The organism is Janibacter sp. GXQ6167, from assembly GCF_041365945.1.
GTDB lineage: Bacteria > Actinomycetota > Actinomycetes > Actinomycetales > Dermatophilaceae > JBGFSK01.
On record NZ_JBGFSK010000008.1, the window covers coordinates 92,881 to 107,734 of the forward strand.

The 14,854-nt window shown below is 68.1% G+C and carries 13 protein-coding genes, 1 tRNA gene and 1 pseudogene; 8 read left to right on the top strand and 7 right to left on the bottom strand.

Features of this window, described 5'->3' with window-relative positions:
- The first annotated feature begins 15 nt into the window (after positions 1-15).
- The gene (locus AB8K43_RS12510) at positions 16-555 is read left to right on the top strand and encodes a 5-formyltetrahydrofolate cyclo-ligase (protein ID WP_370894543.1); all 540 of its coding nucleotides are present in this window, start codon (positions 16-18) and stop codon (positions 553-555) included.
- On the opposite strand, the gene AB8K43_RS12515 is transcribed toward AB8K43_RS12510, so the two are convergent.
- Positions 545-3,121 (bottom strand): penicillin acylase family protein, encoded by a 2,577-nt coding sequence (locus tag AB8K43_RS12515; RefSeq protein WP_370894544.1) that lies wholly within the window; start codon positions 3,119-3,121, stop codon positions 545-547. The genes AB8K43_RS12510 and AB8K43_RS12515 overlap by 11 nt on opposite strands.
- Before the next feature lie 46 nt (positions 3,122-3,167).
- Between AB8K43_RS12515 and AB8K43_RS12520 the strand changes: the two genes are divergently transcribed.
- Entirely contained in the window at positions 3,168-4,697 is a 1,530-nt protein-coding gene (locus AB8K43_RS12520) for a potassium/proton antiporter (RefSeq protein ID WP_370894545.1), read from the top strand.
- 74 nt (positions 4,698-4,771) lie between these two features.
- Positions 4,772-4,912: pseudogene (locus AB8K43_RS12525) on the top strand (FmdB family zinc ribbon protein); the annotation flags it as partial.
- A gap of 14 nt (positions 4,913-4,926) precedes the next feature.
- On the opposite strand, the gene AB8K43_RS12530 reads toward AB8K43_RS12525, so the two are convergent.
- Positions 4,927-5,088 (bottom strand): hypothetical protein, encoded by a 162-nt coding sequence (locus tag AB8K43_RS12530; RefSeq protein WP_370894596.1) that lies wholly within the window; start codon positions 5,086-5,088, stop codon positions 4,927-4,929.
- Between the two features lie 52 nt (positions 5,089-5,140).
- Here AB8K43_RS12530 and AB8K43_RS12535 point away from each other — a divergent pair, with 52 nt between their 5' ends.
- Together AB8K43_RS12535 and AB8K43_RS12540 are read left to right on the top strand one after the other, a co-directional pair.
- Positions 5,141-5,809, top strand: a complete 669-nt coding sequence (locus tag AB8K43_RS12535) for an SAF domain-containing protein (protein ID WP_370894546.1) — start codon at positions 5,141-5,143, stop codon at positions 5,807-5,809.
- Between the two features lie 171 nt (positions 5,810-5,980).
- Positions 5,981-6,340 carry an MscL family protein gene (locus AB8K43_RS12540; protein ID WP_370894547.1) on the top strand — a complete coding sequence of 120 codons (360 nt, stop codon included), beginning with the start codon at positions 5,981-5,983 and terminating at the stop codon, positions 6,338-6,340.
- 88 nt (positions 6,341-6,428) lie between these two features.
- Here AB8K43_RS12540 and AB8K43_RS12545 read toward each other — a convergent pair whose 3' ends face one another.
- The 3 genes from AB8K43_RS12545 to AB8K43_RS12555 are packed head-to-tail and all read right to left on the bottom strand — an operon-like array spanning position 6,429 to position 11,690.
- Positions 6,429-6,602 (bottom strand): hypothetical protein, encoded by a 174-nt coding sequence (locus AB8K43_RS12545; RefSeq protein WP_370894548.1) that lies wholly within the window; start codon positions 6,600-6,602, stop codon positions 6,429-6,431.
- Positions 6,599-10,339, bottom strand: a complete 3,741-nt coding sequence (locus tag AB8K43_RS12550; RefSeq protein WP_370894549.1) for an AAA domain-containing protein — start codon at positions 10,337-10,339, stop codon at positions 6,599-6,601. Before AB8K43_RS12550 ends, AB8K43_RS12545 begins: the two co-directional genes overlap by 4 nt.
- 16 nt (positions 10,340-10,355) lie before the next feature.
- A complete protein-coding gene (locus AB8K43_RS12555; RefSeq protein ID WP_370894550.1) occupies positions 10,356-11,690 on the bottom strand; it encodes an MFS transporter in 1,335 nt (444 codons plus the stop codon).
- A gap of 191 nt (positions 11,691-11,881) precedes the next feature.
- Between AB8K43_RS12555 and AB8K43_RS12560 the strand changes: the two genes are divergently transcribed.
- Positions 11,882-11,956, top strand: a tRNA-Arg gene (locus tag AB8K43_RS12560).
- 644 nt (positions 11,957-12,600) lie between these two features.
- Here AB8K43_RS12560 and AB8K43_RS12565 read toward each other — a convergent pair.
- Positions 12,601-12,855 carry a WhiB family transcriptional regulator gene (locus AB8K43_RS12565; protein WP_370894551.1) on the bottom strand — a complete coding sequence of 85 codons (255 nt, stop codon included), beginning with the start codon at positions 12,853-12,855 and terminating at the stop codon, positions 12,601-12,603.
- Complete coding sequence (locus AB8K43_RS12570) at positions 12,852-13,025, bottom strand: hypothetical protein (protein ID WP_370894552.1); 174 nt, start codon at positions 13,023-13,025, stop codon at positions 12,852-12,854. The genes AB8K43_RS12565 and AB8K43_RS12570 overlap by 4 nt, the downstream gene beginning before the upstream one ends.
- A gap of 204 nt (positions 13,026-13,229) precedes the next feature.
- On the opposite strand from AB8K43_RS12570, the gene AB8K43_RS12575 reads away from it, so the two are divergent.
- Positions 13,230-13,847 (top strand): hypothetical protein, encoded by a 618-nt coding sequence (locus AB8K43_RS12575; RefSeq protein WP_370894553.1) that lies wholly within the window; start codon positions 13,230-13,232, stop codon positions 13,845-13,847.
- Between the two features lie 128 nt (positions 13,848-13,975).
- Complete coding sequence (locus AB8K43_RS12580; protein WP_370894554.1) at positions 13,976-14,623, top strand: hypothetical protein; 648 nt, start codon at positions 13,976-13,978, stop codon at positions 14,621-14,623.
- The last annotated feature ends 231 nt before the right edge of the window (positions 14,624-14,854 follow it).

A 14,854-nucleotide genomic window follows, 5' to 3' on the forward strand; every position in this document is an offset into this window, starting at 1 on the left:
CCTACGATGACCTCGATGAACGATTCGGCGAAGGGCCTGAAGCAGTCCGTGCGCAAGGCTCGCAGGGCGCTCCGCAGGCAGATCGCTGCCCAGCGAGATCGCGCCGCGGACGATCAGGCCCTCGCCGAAGGGGGGATCGCGCTCGCCCAATCGCAGGGCATCGGCCCGGGTTCGACCGTCCTGCTCTACGAGGCTCTCGCGGTCGAGCCGCCGACCGCCGCGCTCACCGCGGCGCTCCAGGCCCTCGGCGCCCGCGTCCTCTACCCGATCACGCTCCCCGACTTCGACTTGGACTGGCACGATGCCGCCGACCCCGACCGCACCCCCCTTGGACCGGATGCCGCTCGCGCGGCCGACCTCGCATTGATCCCGGGCCTCTCGGTCGATCGGGACGGCGGTCGCCTCGGCCAGGGCGGCGGCTGCTATGACCGGGTGATCCCCCGCCTCGCGCCGGCGGTACCGGTCATCGTGCTGCTTCATCCCGGGGAGGAGAGCGCAGACCCCCTTCCGAGCGAACCCCACGACGCTCGCGTCGACGGAGTCCTCACGGCCTAAGGGTCTCGGCCTTCGGCTCCAGGGTCAGCACCTCGGTGGCGGACGCCTCGACGGCGGCACGCGAGCTCGGCCAGGGGAAGGTCTCGCCAGCCGCCCAGGCATCGACCTGGTCGACGTAATGGTCGCTAAAGGGCCGCCCGCTCTGCCCGGTGGCATTGACCCACCGTGACTCGTCGAGATCGCCGAGGTTGACGATCATCCGCATTGACGGGACGGCGGTGACCGCGAAGCCCTGCGAGGCGTCCCAGGCATTGGCGTTGATGATCGATGAGCCACCCGGCAGGCCGTACGGGCCCCGGTTGAACAGCCGGCGCACAACACCCGGTGACGCCTCGGTGCCGAGGACCGGGTGAGTGAGCTCCAGCTCATGCACCCGGTCCCACCGCCACGACGACGGGTTCTTGCCGAGGGTGCGGGTGAGCTCGAGTCGGGCGTCGGTGAGGGCTTGCCGCAGGATCTCGTCGCGCCCTTCGGTGACTCCAGGAGTCTCCCGGTTGTCCCACCATCCGCTGGTCGGCTTCTCGAGCAGCACCTCGATGCTCGCCATGTCTCGGCTGCCGCCGCTCGCCTTGAGCCCCGTCGGCAACTCGTCGTTGAAGGTGAGCCGCACGATTTGGCTCCACACCGCGTTGTAGTAGATCGCCGCCGCGCTGGCCTTCCCTGGGCCGGCCGGCTGGGTGTGGTCCCAATCCTTCAGGAGATCGCGCGCCTCTTCGACGAAGGGGTCATCGAGCTTGACCTTCAATAGCGCCGCGACGAGCACCGGAGCGAAATCATTACCGTCGTCGACCTGGATCCGCGCCATCTTGGCGGGGGTGACCTCGGGTTCGCTCGTCAGCAGGTCACGAATCCGTTGTGAGCGATAGCCGTAATCCCACTCGGTAGTGAGGAAGGGGGTCGCGCTCGGGGTGACCTGCTGGTTCGCCGCGACGATGAAACCGTCTTCGGGGTCCAACACCCACGGCATGTCCTCGAAGGGGACATACCCCTGCCAGTCGTATTCGCTCAACCACCCCGGGGCGGGGACGTAGCCCGGCGGTGCCCCCTCGACGACCGCCCGGCGGATCGGGATCTGCCCAGGGGCCTGGTAGCCAATATGCCCATCGACATCGGCATAGATGAGGTTCTGGCTCGGGACCGCGAGGTCCTTGGCCGCTGCCCGGAACTCATCGAAGTTCTGCGCGGCGTTTAAGGCGAAGAGGGCGTCGGCGGTCTTGCCGGGAGTAAGGGCGGTCCAAGCCATCGAGACGTCGTAGGTCCTCGGGGCTTGCTTGTCGATCACGACATCGCGGGCCGAGGACGCGACGAGCGGTGAGACATCCGAGAGCACCGGCCCGTGCACCGTCGAGCGGATGGTGATCGGGACGTCCTCGCCCCCGGCCACCTTGATCGTCTCCTCGCGCTGATCGACCGGCTCGTAGCGGCCATCGCGGAGGTAGGTGTCACCATCAAACTTTTCGAGGTAGAAGTCGGTGACGTCGGGTGCAAGGTTGGTCAGGCCCCACGCGATCCGCTGGTTGTGCCCAATCGTGACGGCCGGCATCCCGGCCATCGAAAAGCCGGTCACATCGAGCGGGCATTGCGCCGACACGGTGCGACAGTGCAGACCCACCTGGTACCAGACACCCGGCATCGATGCCGCGAGGTGCGGATCGTTCGCGAGCAGCGGCTTGCCCGTCGATGACCGGGAACCGGAGACGACCCAGGAGTTGGACCCGATGCCCTCGCCGCGTCCAAACAGGGCCGGGATGGCCTGAAGATTCTCGCTCGTGCGCACGATCGGTGCCGAGGCCGGATTCGTCACCGACGAAGGTTGTTCCTGCGGACCGCCGGGTCGATTCGGCGAGGACGGGCGCCAATCGGCAAGACCGAGGATCGGGGCGTGCGCCTTCGCGGGGTACGGCGGGTAGAGATCCTTGACCATCGCGGCCGACACCTGATCGCCGATGACCGCTCGGGTCAGCTCACCTTGATAGTTGCCCTTGAGGTCCCAGGCCATCGCCTTCAACCACGCGAGGCTGTCGGCGGGAGTCCAGTCGGCGATCCGATAGTCGGGATTGCGCAGCCCGAGGATCGAGTATTCGAGGGCGACATCGGCAGTGTCCTGCTGGGTCGCGAGCCAGGCGTTGACCCCTTCGGCATAGGCCTGCAGGGCCTGACGGGTCTCTGGGCGCAGTAACGGCAGCTCTTCCTCGGCGACCCGCCGCCACCCCATGGTGCGGATCATGCGGTCGCTCTCGACGCCAGCTTCACCGACCAATTCGGACAGCCGGCCCGAGGTGACCAACCGGCGCAGGTCCATCTGGAAGAAGCGATCCTGGGCGTGGACAAACCCCTGCGCGCGCATCAGGTCGCCCATCGAGTCGGCGTAGATGTGCGCCACCCCGCGCTCATCTCGGCGGACCTCCACCGATCCACTGAGGCCGGCGATCTCGATCGTCCCCGACGTCTTCGGCAGGGTCCGATTGACCTGGGACCAGCCGAGCACTCCCGCGGTGATGATCACCACGAGCAGCACCGCAAGACCGATGGCCAGGGTGCGGCGCGCTTTGGTGAGGCTGGACACCTAAGCGAGACTATCGACACCCCAACTAAAAGAAGGTCTCCCCGCCGTGCCTGTCGCCGACTCCGTGTACTTCACGCCGGATGAGCTGCCCTCGTTGCTGCTCATCAGCGCGGCGGTGCTCGTCGTGTGCGTGGCCGCGGTCCGGTTGACCGCCCGCTCTGGCCTTCCGGCCCTGCTGCTCTACCTCGCCGTCGGACTCATGATCGGCGAGGCCGGGCTTGGGATCGAGTTCGACTCGGCCAACCTCGCGCAGATCCTCGGATACTCCGCGCTCGTGTTGATCCTCACCGAAGGTGGTCTCACCACCCGGTGGTCCTCGATCCGCGGGTCCGTGATCCCCGCCTTCGCCCTATCGACGGTCGGAGTCCTCGTCTCGGTCGCGGTGGTCGGCACCGTGCTCGCCGTCGGGCTCGGGATGGACTGGGGCCTCGCGCTCCTCGTCGGCGCGATCCTCTCCTCGACTGATGCCGCGGCGGTCTTCTCGGTCCTGCGCCGAGTCCCCCTTCCCCGACGCTTGACGGGCATGCTCGAGGCCGAGTCCGGCTTCAACGACGCGCCGGTCGTCATCCTCGTGGTCACCTTGTCGACCCGCTTGGCCGACCCCTCGCACTCCGAGCCGTGGTGGCAACTCGGGATCAGCGCGGCCTGGGAACTCACCGCCGGCGCGGTCATCGGCATGATCGTCGGCTACCTCGGCGGCCGCCTGATCCGTGGGACCGCGATCGGCTCCTCTGGCCTCTTCGCGATCGGTGTCATCGCGGTGTCGGTCCTCGCGTACGGCGCAGCGGCGACCCTCGGCACCTCCGGCTTCATCGCCTGCTACGTGGCCTCGCTCGTCCTCGGCAACATGCGCCTCCCGCACCGAGCGGCCGTCAGCGGTTTCGCCGAGGCCGTCGGGTGGCTCGCACAGATCGGCCTGTTCGTCATGCTCGGTCTCGTCGTCTCGCCGTCGGGCTTCCTCGAGCAGGTCCCGCTCGCGATCCTGCTGGGGCTCGTGCTCCTCCTCCTCGCGCGCCCCCTGTCGGTGATCGTCTCGCTCACCCCCTTCCGCATCGGGTGGCGGGACCAGGCGTTCTTGTCGTGGGCGGGCCTGCGCGGAGCGGTGCCCATCGTGCTCGCGACCGTCCCGATCACCACCCAGGCGTCCGACACCGACTGGATCCTCGACCTCGTCTTCGTCCTCGTCGTCGCCTTCACGCTGCTCCAAGCTCCGACGCTGCCTTTCATGGCCCGAGTGCTTGGGGTCACCGAGAGCGGCCACGCGACCGATCTCGGGGTCGAATCCGTCCCCCTCGAGGCCCTCGGAGCCGATCTGCTCGATGTGCAGGTGAGCGACGAGTCGCGCCTGCACGGCGTCGAGATCTTCGAACTCCGCCTGCCGAAGGGGTCAAACGTCACCTTGATCGTGCGCGACGGGTCCTCGTTTGTGCCATCGCCGCGCACCCCCCTTCGCGCTGGGGACCAGATGCTGATCGTGACGACCGCAGAGGCGCGCGACAAGGTCGAGCGGCGGATCCGTTCGGTATCGCGCTACGGCCGACTCGCCGGGTGGGCGAAGGGCCGGACCGGGCGCTGACGGGAAGAAGGGGCGGCTCGCGGTCCTTATACTCGGTGGCCGGACGATTTCCCCCCTTCGCAAGGACCGTGTTCATGCCCACCTATGCCTACGCCTGCGCCGACTGCGGCGACCAGTTCGATATCCAGCAGTCGTTCGCCGATGACGCGCTGACCGTTTGCCCGCGCTGCAGCGGCCGCCTCCGCAAGCAGTTCGGCGGTGTGGGAGTCGTCTTCAAGGGCAGCGGCTTCTACCGCAACGACTCGCGCTCCGCGGAAAAGAAGACCCCCTCGAAGAGCAACGGTTCGTCGTCCTCGTCGACCTCCACGTCCACCTCTGGCGACAGCTCCAGCGCGTCCACGTCTTCGGGCGCGTCGTCCACCGCGAGCACCACGTCCTCGGCGTCATCCACCGACGCCTCGTAGCGACCCACCGCGGTCGGCCGCGGCACCTAGCGTGCCGACATGACCGATACGGCTTCCCCACCGACGGCACTCGAGCGCGCCTTCCCGACGGTCTTGGGCCGCGGACGCCGCTCCCGTTGGCGGCGGGCGCTCTTTCGCCGGCTCCTCGCCGCCGCGCTCTTGATCGGGGGACTACACCTCGCGACCTCGGCCCTCGTGCCGCGCGCGACCGGTGAGCCGGTCGTCGTTGCGACCTCCGATGTCGCCGCCGGTGCCACCGTGAGCGCTCGGTCGGTCGAGTTGCGCCGGCTGCCCGCCGACGTCGTGCCGAAGAGCGCGTCCACCGATCTCGCCGAGGTGGTCGGCCGGACCGCTACGGTCCCGATCGGGCGCGGGGAGGTGCTCTCCCCCGCTCGGGTGGCGGGCTCTGGGGCGCTCGCGCGACTACCCCCGCGACATCGAGCGCTCGGGATCCCGCTCGCTGGGTCGGACGAGACCGGGGCGATGGCTGGCGACCGAGTCGATGTCTACCTCCCCGGCCGGGACCAACCGGTCGTGCGGACGGCGCTCGTGCTCGACCTGCGTCGGGTAGACCCGACGAGCCCATCGGGCCCGCAGGGATCGTCGGTCGTGCTGGCGCTCACCGAGAGCGATATCGGCCGGTTGCTGACCGCCTCGCCATCGGAGGATGCGACCGGCTTTGTCCTCGCTCTTCGACCTCGGGCCTAGTGGGCGCGCCCTCACGTGGACCGGCCTTCCCGCCCGTTTTTCGCCGGAAATGGGCGCATTCCTACCACGCGCTGATTTGGCATCCGCCTAAAGCCCCACGCATCCTTATCCATGACGCACGCTTGTGCGTGCCGGAAACCTGTCAACACCCGTAAGGATGTGTATCTCCCCATGAAGGGCTTCAAGGACTTCTTGATGCGGGGCAATCTCGTCGAGATTGCTACCGGTCTGATCATCGCCGCCTCGTTCGGTGTCGTCGTCACGACGTTCACCAACCTCCTGCTGAGCGCCATCGCCAAGGTGATGGGCAGCAAGGAGCCCGACTTCAGCACGTTCACGCCGGGTGGCCTGCCCGTCGGTGCCTTCATCACCGCGGTCATCTCGTTCGTGATCCTCGCCGCGATCGTGTACTTCTTCGTGGTCCAGCCGTACCAGAAGATGCGCGAGCGCTTCACCAAGGAGGAAGAGGAGACCACCGCCGAAGAGGTCGTCCTGCTCCGCGAGATCCGCGACTCGCTCGCTCGCCGCTGATCGCGTCGAGGAATCGTCGGTAGCAATACCGCGCGAAGGGGGTTGATCGCCGAGGTGGCGGTCAACCCCCTTCGTCGTCCCCGCGTGACTAATCCCAGTGGGGCGGCCGCTGCTCCTTGAGCCACTGCTCATGGGCGTCCTCATCGGGCCGCTCGCCCCACCCGCGATCGGTGTCATCGCTGGTCTGCTCGGGCGTGGCCCGGGCGACCCGAGGGCGGGGAGGCACCTTGGCCCCCTTCTCCTCATCGTGCTCGTCGCTCATCGCGCATTCACCCGCTCTGCCGTCGCCGCGCGGACGGCCTTGATCACTCGGGCCTCTTGCTGGGCCGGATCGGAGAAGATGTCGGTCGCCCATAGCCGGAGGTGATACCACCCCAGGTCGCGCAGCCGGTCGACGAGGACCCGTTCGCGATTGCGGGCATCGGCCCGGGTCGCGTACGCCGGGCCGTCGACCTCGACGGCGAGCAGCATCCGGCGGAAGTCGTCGGGGTCCACGATGGCGAGGTCGACCCGAAGGGCGCCTTCCCCGAAGTTCTCGTGGACCACGAAGCCCGCCGTCCGCAGCCGCGCGGCGAACTGGCGAAGGAGGGGACTCGCCCCCCGATCGTCCGCCGAGGGAGGAGGGGGACCGGCCTGGAGACCAGCGAGGACAGACCGGAGCGTCTGCCCGCCGAGCGTCGGAAGTCGTTCATCGTCGAGATCGTCAGCGCCGAAGGCGCACACCCAGGTCAGGCGGGCGCACCCTCGGGTCGCGGCGAGCCGCACCAGTTGCTCCCCTTCCCCGCCGGTGATCGACCCGAAGCGCTGGACCACCCGGCCATGCGGGGTCACCCCGAAACCGACGGTGACGATCACATGGTCTCGCTGCTCGCGCTGCCAGCGCCCAGCGTCCTTGATCACGAAGGGCTCCGGAAGGGCGTCGAGCACCTCCTGGAGGTGCGGTTCGCGCCGGAGCTTGTCGGCGAGGCGCGCGACGACCTCCTCGGTGTGCCGCTCGTTGAAGGTCACGACGCCGAGGGATTCCTGCGGCTGCTGGCATAGGTGCAACGCGATCGCATCGATGACGGCCGCGACCTCGACCGGGGTCGTCTCGATCAGGCCGGTCTCCTCATCGATCGCGGCGCGCCCTTCGACGATCCTGACCTCGGTGTCGAGGCCGGAAACGATCGCCGGTGGGTGGACGACCTCGCGATCCCCGGTGACGGCTGGCAGTCGGGCGCCCCAGGGCCGTGGGTGGTCGCTCTCGCGAAGGCGCATGGTCGGGAGCAGCTCGGCGGCCTCGTGGGCAATCCCCACCGACGGCGGGTCGACCGGCTCTGCTCCGGGGTCGACAGAGAAATGGGCCGGGGGCAGTTGCTCGGGGTCACCGACGATGACGACCTGGGACGAGCGTGCGATGGCCGCGGCGGCGCGAGCGACCGACGTGCGTGACGCGTCGTCGATGATCACGACATCGAAGTGCTCCTTCGGCGGGAGGACGTCGGCGACGACCAACGGGCTCATCGCCCACGCCGGCGCAGTGGCCCGCACAACCTGGCTCCACCAGGTGAGGGCGTCACGCCAGGTCGTGAGTGGGCCGGCTGTCTCGGCGCGGGCCCCGATCTCGCGCATGGCCCGGACTTGACGGCGTTTCACCCCCGCGAGACGGCCCCGGCAGTCGGCACGCAACGCCTGGGCCTGTTGGGCCATGCCCCGCCGGTCGGCCTCGACGAATTGCTCGAGCGCGGCCGTGAGGTCCGCTCCGCTCACCCCGTGGTAGCGCGGGTCGCTTCCGGCCGTCGCGGCCAAGACCGATGACCACCAAACGAAACTGACCTCGCCGAGGACTGCGGGGGCCGGGACCTGGCGGTGGGAGAGATCATCGATGAGGTCGCCGAAACCTTCGTCGCTGAGGCGGTCGAGTTCGCCGATCACGGTGGGGACGATGTCGGCCCCCTCCCGGTCATTGGCCAGGTCGGCGACTCGCTCATCGAGGTCCGTCCAGGACGCCCGGATCAGACCGCTCCCCCGCGGGGTGGGCGCGAGGATGTCGTCGAGGAGGCTGACGTCGGCATGGACCCCTTCGTAGGCCTCATGAGCCCGATCGATTTCGCTCGGGATCCGGGGACGCCCGCCGCCGCCGACCAGATCGGCCCAGCTGTCACGTTGACGCTGCGCGGCGCGAAGGGCGGCGCCGAGGTCCTCCGGCGGTCGGCCGGGACGCAGCAGGGCGCGGGCCTGGCGGCGCAACCGGCGGCGCTCGAGCCACCCGATGTCGTCAGCGCCGTCGTCGGGGCCATCGACGGCGTGGATCAGGTGATCAAGAGGGGTATCGAAGACTTCGGGACGGAAGACTTCGAGGGTGTCTCGGACCTCTTCGATCGCCGCCAGGAAGGTCCCGAGATCGGCAACGCTCGAGGCATCGACGGTGGTGATTTCGGCGAAGACGTCATCGACTACGGCGCGGAGCTGATCGACGCTCCCACCACGGAGGCGCTCCAGCGCGGCAAACGCCGCTTCGACGTCGTCGGCAGAGGTCAACCGGGAGCGCCACCAGGGCTCGGCAGGATGCCCGACCCGCCAAGCTTCGAGGCGGGCCAGTGCGGCGACTCGCTCGGCGCAAGGCTGGAGATCATCGCGGGTGATGGACTCAAGAACCGGCCCGGTGAGCCGGATACGTGAGCGCGGAGCGTCGGTGTGGGTCGAGAGGTCAACGATCGCGTCCTGGCACTCGGCAATCGTGACGCCCCACGGTTCGCGGATCTGATGACCTGCCGTGGCGTGGGAATCGAGCAATGCCGCAGCGGCTCGGGCCTGGCTGGCGGACTCGCGCGGGTCGCCGAGGGTGGCGCCGCCTCCCAGCACCTCCGACTCGAGGCTCGAGGTGTCGTCGGCGGCTCCGTCGCTGACCGCCTCGGGGTCGGGCGGACCCCCTTCGGCAGCGTGGTCCCAACGGTTCAAGAGTTCGGTGACGTTGACGCCAGCGGCCAGGTCGTCGACATGGAGCAGGAGGTCTGCCAGATCGACCTTGGCGAGTGCGCGGTGCACGGCCCGGATCGCTTCGGTCTTTTCCGTGACGAGCAGCACCGACCGCCCGGCGTGGGCCGACTGGGCGATCGTTGCGGCGACGAAGGTGGCCGCGCCGGTCCCGGGCGGCGCCTCGATGAAGCAGTGCCGACCCGCGGCCACGACCTCAAGCGCCTCGGCCTGATCGGTGGTGGCGTCGATGACCGCCCAATCCTCGTCCCGACCGCGGGTGCGGCCGGGCTCGCACACTCGGTGTTGCGCCTTCGCGTCACCCGCGATTGCCCGCAGGACGGGATGGGTCGTGATGCGGGTCATGTTGTCGGAGTGATCCGCGATGGAGATCGATTTCGAGACCGGGTAGGCCCCGAGCCCCATCGCCGACGTGATGCGAAAACCCGGGACCGAGACGCACCGCTGCTCGAGCGCGGTATAGATCTCGTCGGGATCGAAGACTCCCTCGCCGCGCCGGCCGAGCGCCACGAGGTCAGCGGCGGCGAGGACCGAGACGCCGATCCGCTCCAGGTACGCCCCGAGAGCGGGGTTCAGCATCATCATCGGCGCGAGGTCGACAGCGAGGTCACGGCCGCCGTCGACCGGCCGAAGGGTGCAGCGCCGCAGGAGCACCGGGGCACTCGGCGCCGTGGGCGCTCCCGGGATGTCCCAGGTCGCGATGCCGTGGGTGAGGAAGCAGGTCTGCACGCCGTGCTCTTCGACGATGGCCTGGCAGTGCTCAGCGAGTCGGGCCGCTTGGCGGTGGACCCGCAGGTGGGCATCGTGTTCGCGGACCAGATCGCTAAGCCGCGTATCGCGCCCCGCGAGGACTCGGGCGAGCCCGGCCGGGTGCGCAGTGGTGAGATCGACCGTGATCGTCTCGTCGCGCGGCGGCCAGAGCAGCGTGTTGGGGCCAGCGAGGTCGACGAGCTCGTCGCGCCAGTACAACGCCGCGTCTCGGACGGGGTCGCCCGGGGCACTGGACACTGGGCGCTCACTCACCTCAGCAGGCTAACAATCACACCTGGGCCGGACGGTCTCCTGCTCCCGCGGGTCGCTCTTTGATCGTCGCGGCGGCGATCCCGATCAGCCCGGCGAGCAGACCGGCCCCGATCGCGAGCGCCGAAAATCCCTGCTGGTCGACGACGACGCCCGCGAGCGCGCCTCCGCCGCCTCCCGCAAGACCCATCGCGACATCCGCCACCCCTTGGCCGGCTGGACGATCATCGAGGTCGAGGGCGCCAGTTAGGAGCGTCGACCCGGCGACCAGTGTGCAGGACCATCCAAGACCCAGGAGGATCAGCGCGATGGTGAGGTGCGAGGACGCCCCCTTCTCGCTCGTCGCTGCGAGCGCCGACGCCCCGATCAGCAATCCGGACCCGATCGCGATGACGACCCGAGCGCCGAAACGGTCGACTGCCCAACCGGTGACCGGCGACAGCGCGTACATACCGACGATATGCAGGCTGATCACGAACCCGATGATCTGGAGATCGGCGTGGCCGTGGCGCATATGCAGTGGCGTCATCACCATCACCGAGACCATCACCGCGTGCCCGAGCGCCATTGCCGTGATCCCAAGCAGTGCCGCCCGGTGCTCGGCGATCGCGGACAACCCCCTTCGCAGACCTCCGTGGGCGGTCCGGGCTCTGAGGGGGGTCGCGGCGGACCCCTCGGGAAGGGCTGCTGCGGCACGTTCTCGCGCGGCGAGAAGGGGGTCCGGGCGCAGCCGAATCCAGAGCAGCGGGCCCGCGACGACGAATCCGAGCAGCGAGAAGACGAACGGCCCCGCGAGTTCCGGAAGGTGAGTGCGGCGGGCGATCCACGCCCCGGGCTCGGTGAGATTCGGCCCGAAGACCGCGCCGATGGTCGTCGCCCAGACCACGATCGAAATATGCCGCCCACGGTGGGCAGGCGCCGACAGATCGGCCGCAGCAAACCGCGCTTGGCTGTTCGAGGCCGTCGCGCCGCCGAAGAGAATGCTGCCGATCAGCAGAAGCGGGAAATTGCCGATCAGAGCCGCACCGATGATGACGGCGGCACCAACCGTCCCGATCGCGTAACCGAGCATCAGCCCAGGGCGGCGACCACGCGCGGCCATCACCCTGGCGACGACAAGCGCAGCGAGCGCTCCCCCCAGGACCTGGAAGGTTCCGCTCAGCCCGGCGTACTTCTCGCTCCCCGACACCTGCGCGGCGAGCAATGAGCCGACCGCGATCCCCGAACTAACGCCGATCGCACCGATGATCTGCCCGCCGATGAGCGTGGTGAGGGTTCGGCGCTGAAGGGGGTCGCCGGTCACGTCGAGCCCGGGATCGGACGACGGCGGCAGCGCCTGGGGCTCGAGACTCACCCGGGACAGCATGCCAGCGCTCGACCACCGAGACCTCGGTGAGTCACCCCACCTTGCACTCACCGACACTTCCCCAGCCCCAAACCATCGGTCAGGCACCCCACCTTACACTCACCAACACTTCCCCTGGCTGGGGATCTCGATGAGGCCGTTAACCTTGTCCGTGGCCACGCAAGTCGATGGTGGCCAACGCCCTCGTAGCTCAGGGGAAGAGCACTTCTCTCCTAAAGAAGGTGTCGCAGGTTCGAATCCTGCCGGGGGCACCACATATCCGCAGGTAGATCGGCCTTTCTGGCGGCCTGCTCCGTCCACGCGGGGCATCGAAGCCGGTCTGGTGCCACTTTGGTGCCATCGGCCAAGGGCGGACAGGGCTATTAGCCATGCCCCGCCGTCGCGTAGCGGCGTTCTGAGCCGATGGCGCGGGGCTTCTCGGCGTGGACTACCGGGGCGGGGCTGGCGTCGGCTGTAAGCCGGTTCTAGTCGGGCCTATGCGTTGAGTGCGGGGTACTTGGCCCGCAGGGTCGCTTCGTCGAAGGTGCGGAGGGGCCGCCTGCGCCCCGAGCCGATGGGCAGCCGGCTGACCGGCAGTGGCAGGTCGGGGATGACGCGCTCGCGCACGAGGTGGGCTTGTCCCGTGCGAGGCGGGCAGCGGCCTTGCGCACTGCCGACTGATCAACTGTGCTGCCCTCCCCCACGCATTCGGCGAGGTCGACTTCGGCGAGGGCCAGATCGGTGTCCTGCCAGTCGTGGTCGGTGAGCGTGAGGAACGCCTGCTCGGCTTGCAGTCGGGCCACGACGGCATCCTTGCTCGCGGCTGCTGTCTCCAGGGCCGCGACACGGTCGGCGTTGCTGGGCGTGGGCGGAGGGGCGGGTGCCTCGGGGGTGGTCATTGTCTGGCTCTCTTCCGTTGCTAGTTGCTCGTCCTGGTGCTGGCGACCGCCCCGGCCCAGATGCCGTGCTTGGGCTGTGTCCGGTCGCGCCATCGTGCGCACGGCTGGCACACCGGGCAGCGCAGGCAGATCACGAAGGCGGCGAGCTTGTCCACGTCACGGTCGGAGAAGAACTGTGAGCGTCGCCCCGCGCACGCGGCTCGGTTCATCCAGTCGAACGCCTCGGCCGCACGTGTGAAAGCGACAACCTCAGCGAAGTCCGGGACCTCGGTCATCGGCGCTCGCGTGACATGCGCGCCCCGTCGTACGCCACCCCCCACGGCGGCTCCGGTTCGCCCCGCGCTGCCGACGACTCCCGCGCTGCGACCTGCTGCTGTTGAGCCAACGTGGGGAACGTCGGCTGCGGGTCGTACTCGCTGGGCTGGCCGCTGCTGTGCTCGGGCATACCCCCAGCGTGCAGCGCGCCCCAGCCGAGTTGCAGGACGACTTCCGCGATTCGTTGTCCACAGGTGTCCCATGCGCATGTCGGAGGCGAGGGCTAGGGTCAGCTCACCGACACGGACAGTTCGGGACGGCCCCGATGGCGCGTCCGGACTGTGGACTGGCTGCACCGACGCTACCCTCTCAAATACTTCTAGGGAGGATGGACATGGAGCCAAGCGAATTGCTCAAGAAGGCATGGGCTGCGGTCGAAGAGGCTGGCCTGCCTGAGCCACTGCACGAGAAGGCGTTTGAAGTCGCTGTGTCCCTCCTTGACGCAAACACCCCGATCAGCAGCCACGGCGAACCGGCCCACGCACCGTCGGCATCATCGCCGCCAGCGACACACAGCGGCGCGGCCTCCGGCGGTGGGTCGGCGGGGGGCGAAGTCCTGCAGAAGATTAGCCACGAGTCGGGTATCAGCGAGGCCGATCTTGAGCGAGTTCTGCACTTCGACGAAGAGGGCAATCCTCACGTCACGGGTCCAGCTCGCAAACTTGGCTCATCTACGGCCACGCAAGCGCGAACCGTTGCGCTGCTCCTGACAGCAGCATGGTCGCTCGGACTTGATTCCCAGCAGGTGCCGGCTAAGACCATTAGGGACGAGTGCGCGCGCCTGAAGTGTTTCGACCAAGGCAACTTCGGCAAACACACCGGAAGCACACCCGGGCTCACGACAGTCGGGGACGGCGTGTCGAGGTCATTCAAACTGCGCCCAGGCGACGCCGGGCTCAAGGCCCTAAGCGAGACGATTGCGGGTGTCTTGGCGGAGAAACCCGAGTCGTGACCCCGACAGGTTCCGCGTCTAGCGCCGTCGAGGCTGGATGGTTAGCAGCGGGGATTCCAACCGATCTCGTATCCGAGACCCTTCAAGCCTACGCAGAGGCCAAGCGCCGATTCTTCCTAGGCGATTTCATGCCTAACGCGATTGAGGGGGGCCGCTTCACGGAGGCAGTGCTGAGGATCCTGGAGTGGGACGCCAAAGGGCATCCCACGGCCTTGGGAGACTCGAAGTTCAAGGCCGATCAAGTGATCAAACAACTAGAGTCTATCGCCACGGCAACGGACTCCATTCGTTTGCACATTCCGCGCGCCCTCCGCGTGATCTATGCCATTCGCAATAAGCGAGATACGGGCCATCTGACCGATGGGATCGATCCGAACATTCAGGACGCGACGTTGGTAATAGCCGTCATGGACTGGGTTATGGCGGAGTTGGTTCGCCTCTATCACAGTGCATCTCCGGCTGAGGCGCAGGCGTTGATCGAGGAACTCGTGACCCGCGAAGTTCCGATGATTGAGGTGTTTAATGGGAAGCCCCGTATCCTCAAGGATCTTAGGGCCAGTGAGCACGTGCTGGTCTTGCTCTACTGGTCCGGCAGGCTCGGAGTGAGTATGGACGCCCTGTCAGAATGGGTTCCCACTGGGATGCGAACCAACCTTCGCCGGACAGTAAATCAACTACATGCAAAGCACATGGTGCACTTCGAAGACAACGTTGTACGACTGACGATGCTCGGAGCGCGGCACGTCATAGACAAGAAACTCATACGGCCTCTTTGACGACAAGACAGAGGCCCGAACCGGCGCTTTCGGTTCGGGCCTCGCGGCTGTCGGGTTTCGCGTCAGGCGCTAGCCGATGTGCGCCACCGTCTGCGCCTCCCGGGCCTTGGCGCGGGCAGCAGCCCTGCGCTCGGCCACACGGTCGCCCAGACCGGTCCCTGCGTCGGCGAACTGGTGCCCGTAGGTGCGCAGCACCAACTGCCACGCACCGAAGAACAGGGGGCCGCGCCG

Bases quoted from the DNA above. Each gene is read 5' to 3' on its own strand.
- AB8K43_RS12510 (WP_370894543.1), top strand. From the start codon at position 16: ATGAACGATTCGGCGAAGGGCCTGAAGCAGTCCGTGCGCAAGGCTCGC.
- AB8K43_RS12535 (WP_370894546.1), top strand. From the start codon at position 5,141: ATGACCGATACGGCTTCCCCACCGACGGCACTCGAGCGCGCCTTCCCG.
- AB8K43_RS12540 (WP_370894547.1), top strand. From the start codon at position 5,981: ATGAAGGGCTTCAAGGACTTCTTGATGCGGGGCAATCTCGTCGAGATT.
- AB8K43_RS12545 (WP_370894548.1), bottom strand. From the start codon at position 6,602: ATGAGCGACGAGCACGATGAGGAGAAGGGGGCCAAGGTGCCTCCCCGC.
- AB8K43_RS12565 (WP_370894551.1), bottom strand. From the start codon at position 12,855: ATGACCGAGGTCCCGGACTTCGCTGAGGTTGTCGCTTTCACACGTGCG.
- AB8K43_RS12570 (WP_370894552.1), bottom strand. From the start codon at position 13,025: ATGCCCGAGCACAGCAGCGGCCAGCCCAGCGAGTACGACCCGCAGCCG.
- AB8K43_RS12575 (WP_370894553.1), top strand. From the start codon at position 13,230: ATGGAGCCAAGCGAATTGCTCAAGAAGGCATGGGCTGCGGTCGAAGAG.
- AB8K43_RS12580 (WP_370894554.1), top strand. From the start codon at position 13,976: ATGCCTAACGCGATTGAGGGGGGCCGCTTCACGGAGGCAGTGCTGAGG.